The 4,554-nt window shown below is 47.8% G+C and carries 5 protein-coding genes; 3 read left to right on the forward strand and 2 right to left on the reverse strand.

All coding sequences use genetic code 11. The features are described 5' to 3' along the window. The first annotated feature begins 359 nt into the window (after nt 1-359). Nucleotides 360-518 (forward strand): hypothetical protein, encoded by a 159-nt coding sequence (locus ACJROR_RS04280; protein WP_406546014.1) that lies wholly within the window; start codon nt 360-362, stop codon nt 516-518. A gap of 649 nt (nt 519-1,167) precedes the next feature. Here the strand turns inward: ACJROR_RS04280 and ACJROR_RS04285 are convergent. Then, the gene (locus ACJROR_RS04285) at nt 1,168-1,653 is read right to left on the reverse strand and encodes a hypothetical protein (protein WP_406546015.1); all 486 of its coding nucleotides are present in this window, start codon (nt 1,651-1,653) and stop codon (nt 1,168-1,170) included. Nucleotides 1,654-2,465: 812 nt separating this feature from the next. On the opposite strand from ACJROR_RS04285, the gene ACJROR_RS04290 reads away from it, so the two are divergent. Continuing rightward, nucleotides 2,466-3,842, forward strand: a complete 1,377-nt coding sequence (locus ACJROR_RS04290; RefSeq protein ID WP_406546016.1) for a hypothetical protein — start codon at nt 2,466-2,468, stop codon at nt 3,840-3,842. Nucleotides 3,843-3,937: 95 nt separating this feature from the next. Here ACJROR_RS04290 and ACJROR_RS04295 read toward each other — a convergent pair whose 3' ends face one another. Then, complete coding sequence (locus tag ACJROR_RS04295; RefSeq protein WP_406546017.1) at nt 3,938-4,423, reverse strand: DUF4143 domain-containing protein; 486 nt, start codon at nt 4,421-4,423, stop codon at nt 3,938-3,940. Between ACJROR_RS04295 and ACJROR_RS04300 the strand changes: the two genes are divergently transcribed. Beyond that, on the forward strand, nt 4,409-4,554 hold a 146-nt coding region (locus ACJROR_RS04300), incomplete at its 3' end, for an AAA family ATPase (protein ID WP_406546018.1). The genes ACJROR_RS04295 and ACJROR_RS04300 overlap by 15 nt on opposite strands.

Here is a 4,554-nt window from a genome sequence, read left to right on the forward strand (position 1 = left end):
CCGTACCTCAAAAGAAAGGATATTAAAGCAGTTCATTCCTACGGCATCTGTTTCTGCAAAAAGGAATGCACCGTTGCGGGCAAAAAACTGAAATAAAATGTTCAGCCATGGCAACTGAATCAAAGACAACTTGATCAGCAAAAGACCGACCAGGCTGCCGACTGACTCAGTCCTTTTTGTAAAATTTCGTAACGTACCCCGCAGCTTGCAGGATCAGTCCTTTTGCCCATGGCGGTGTACGTCCCATCTGTTCACACAATGCCTCCAGACTTACCCGCGGATCAGCCTCAATAACCAGCTCATCATGTATGTGCATCACGATGCTGCAGTGCCGTAAGGTCTGCATGGCATAGCAGAGAATGTCCCTTGAGATTGCCTGGACGATGTTCTCCACAGGCCTGGAGGCCGTAACTCTCAATGCGTTCCAGCTTCTTGGCAGCGCCAATGCCTTCATAGGTAACGCTCTCCCCGCCAGCTATGCCAATGCGAGGCTTCACGCAGGCGAGCTTTCTGGCTGAGGGGAGGGTGATAAAAACAGCATCCCGCTTTTGCACGCAAATTTAAGCCCGTGCGTTTCAGCAGAGGTGCGTTCGGTAATGACCGTCATAACGGCGTTATCCACCGCCGCCCGATCCACCGCCAGCCAGAACTTCACGATATTGGGGTTGGAGTTTCGTTTTAGGATAAAGGGGCTCCTTTAATCATTAAACAGGAAGGACCGCAGGCGTCTTCCCTTCTTAATTATTGTTCCTCAGAACCTTAACTCTGTTCCTGCCTGCATTGACTGGATGAATGTGTCTGCATCCGAACAGGGGATCAGGATTCACCGGAAAAGGCAATCAGGACTCATCGGAAGAGGGAGGCACGAAATACCTCAAAGACCGGATTCTCAGTCGGAGGAGGGATTCAATGGAATTGCTTCAGGATACGCAACAACTCATAGTTTTGTGCCAGCGATGATGCAGCAAATTGCCAAAGGCGGCATAAAATGAATTCCGAAACCGAGTAATAGCATCGGTGACTTTTATGGCCGCACAGGTCGAAAGTTTTGAAATCAGCATTTTAAAATGCCGAATGACGGAACTCTGCAAAATAACACACTGCAAACGCGGAAGCTCTGATTACAGCAAACCGTGTTTCAGCTTTCTGCAGTCTGCGGCAGAGGGCTTAGTTTTTAGGCATGCACTTAGGGTATGCCTCGATGATTGTGTACTTTGCGGAACCGAACGAATAAATGAAATCGCTGATTTTGCACTTGCCCTCGTCGCAACTCATGACATAAACCGCTGAATCACTGTCATCGCCCATTTTCACAGACACAGTTACTAAACTATTTCCTGCAAGTCCCTTTATCTCAAACGCCTTAGGCTTGATTTCGGGATCCTGAGTCCAGAAAAAGAGCGGATCAGTGTCAAAGAGAATTTCGCCGCTCGAGGCGTTGGAGCCGCACTGCCAGATCTTGGCAAATTCCTTGGTGCCGTATTTCTGAACATAATTGTCGAATGAAGGCAGATTCTTATCTTTAAAAGCTTGCTGATAGATTTTTTTTACGAGTGTTTCAGCCTGAGTGCCCGCCGATGCGCATACCGGCGTCATCAGAAGTAATGTTGCGGCTGCTGCAAGCGCCAGTTTTGAAAACAGATGTGATGTCATAGATTTCTCCCTGTGAGACAGTATTATTCGGAACGTTGATCCGCGACGTGATTTTACTCTTTTTGAACGGCTGAGAGTATTTTGCGTGTCTCGCATTATACCCACGCCCATTATACCCAACATTCCACATTTCAAACTGTGAATTTACTGAATAAAAAGGAGCTGTTAAGTTCCGTGGTTTCAGGCATTCTTCATCGCCGTTCAAGTATTGCGGTGATTACGGTTTACTCGGAAGTTTTCCGAACCTATTCCGAAGTTTACGCTATTCCCGGACTCACCGTGAAGGAGTTCTTCTGTATTCATGACCGAAAAGCCTTATCTGATCGCTGCCAGCCATCCGGGAACCCGGCGTGGCTAACCTTTATGCCATCGTCCGGATTCAGGCTGTTATCTGAATCTGGGAGGTGCCGGATCTTTTCTTCGCAGATACGGAACTCTTTAACCTTGGTGCGAAGCTGCCGGTCGGTAAGTCCATACCAGAAGCGCTGAAAAGATATGCCCCGGTTAATGGGAGTTATGAAAAGCATCCAGGCCAGTCTGCCCGGCTGCCGTGACATACGAAAGAGCAATTTATGACTGCCTTGATTTGCCGGGAAATGCCCTGTTTTGCAGGGCTTGCCGGCTCTCAGCCGCTTCAGAACGAACTTATCCAATATTAGCAGAAAAGGCAAAAATAGCCAAAATAACGCTTTTTGGGTACACTGCCAGCAGTCAAAATCCGGAGACTGCTCGGTTTTTGCATTCAGGCAAATCATCTGCATGACTCACTCCAGCCGGAACTGATGTATATGCGGAAGCAAGGAGATTATTTTATGGGAGCATGGAGCGAAAGCATTACAGGAAACGACACTGCTGAGGATTTGCTGCTGGAATACCCGGCAGCCTTTCTAAAATACGAACCTGAAGAGGCAGTCTCAAAAATTGATCAGTATGTCCGGGAAAATGAGTTTGACGAATCTGATCCGGAAGAATGGTGCAACTACGTTTATTCCCTGGCGGATTACATGTGGAAAAAAGGGATTCTTACCGATGAGATCAGGGAACGGGCCCTTAAGATGATCGACTCCGGCTTCGGCCTCGACATATGGGCGGAGTCCGGCGAAAAAATGCTCAAAGCCAGAAAACGCACGCTGGCCAAGTTCCGGGAAAAGCTCACCTCTCCCCTGCCGCCCAAAAAGAAAATCAGGCTCGATATTAACCAGGAGCGCATTTTTGAAAACGGCGACGTGATAGCGCTCCAGCTCAAAACTGCCGGAATGAACTATACCATGAATCGCGAGAAGCCCATGTCAGAAGAGGAATTTCACGCTTTTGACGGCAAATACATTTTGATGCAGCTCATTGACTGCACCGCCAGCTGGTCATCGGCGATAGTTCCGGAAATCAAAGACTACTGGGCCTGTTTCCGGTTATTTGACGGGGTCTATGATACCGTTCCGAAGGAAATAAACTTTGATGGGCTTAAGCCGGCAAAAATCCTTGATAACAAAGGCGGCATTGTTTCATGCTTCACGTGCGAAAGCAAAATGCTCTATTTCAAACGCCGCAAATATCAGTTAATCGGCAATGCTCCCATAACTGCGGGATCTGATGAAAAGAGCGACACGCTTATTTTCATCGGACACAGCTATCCGCAAAATAATCCTGATTCTGAATTTCTTGCCGCCATGGGCAATGAAATAGTCTGCGGCGAATATAACGGAACTTATGAAGAGCTGCGTGAAATCTGCCGGAGCGCCAACAGGTATGGCAGAAATCTGCACTTGTTAAACTTATCGAAGGAAGAGCAGGAAAGGCATTTTACCGAGGAAGAAAATAAGATAGCAAGCAATATTGAGTCTTCAGTCAGCAATGGCGGCAAGCTGCTTTCTGTTCAATTCGGCAATAAGACCATCGGCATTGTCACGATAACGGGCAGCAAGATCGATAACCTTTATATCAAGGGACTGTTTCAGGGAAAAGGCTTCGGCCGCCAGCTGCTCCGGTACGCTCTGTCATTGGGCGGAGAGAAAATGCATCTTGATGTTCCGAATACATTCAGAGAGCGTTTTGGGAACAAGACCATGATCCGAAGCCAGCGTATAATGCGCCTGTGCCAGAAGTTCGAGCTTACAGAAATACAGGAGGAGCTCGGGGAGATAACGCGATTCACGTTTTTACCCGCCCCGGCTTCAAAGCAATCCCTCTGACTGAACGAATCCGGGACGAATTCAGTTCAAGTGTACTATCCTTCGGAATCATCGCCTTCGGGAGCATTAGTCGGGATCATTGGCGCCGATCTTAATTAATCCGCTAATTTCCCGAGGAGGACAATTGCCTGAAGAGAAGGATGGCTGAGGAGCAAGAGGCCGAGATGAAAGACGGCCGAAGAGAAAGAGGAATCGTTTCCGCTAAAGATGCATGATTCCGTATCCCCTGGTCTCACAGTCCTATAGAACCGCTGCCATATAGTATGGCAGCCACAAAATATTTTCCTCCGGGCGAATCTCTCCGTGATGGAGCGCGATGCCTCTTCCAACCTTTTTGCCAACTTTTCTTTGAACGCCGTCAATGATTTAACGCTCTTCTTCTCACCGGACTTTTCACCTGACGTAACTTCTATCGGAACCAGCTTATTTCCGTCCCGGATGAGAAAATCTATGTCCATTACAGTCTTTTTGGTTTCTTTGCTGGTTTCCTTATGGTAGTACGCCCGCCGTCCGTTCGCTCTTAAATTCTGGGCCGCCATGTTCTCCAAAAGCATGCCTTCATTCACTTGCAGCTTATCCAGGAGAACAGACTTGTAAAGTTCCCTGTGTTTATCACAGGAAGCAGCGCAAAGCTTCTCTCAGGTGAATTCACCAGAGAACTCTCCGGACGCTTTGTTTCCTTTCGCATAAAGCCTTTTGTTTACCGTGAGTT

The sequence above is a fragment of the Succinimonas sp. genome (assembly GCF_045225735.1).
Lineage (GTDB): Bacteria > Pseudomonadota > Gammaproteobacteria > Enterobacterales > Succinivibrionaceae > Succinimonas.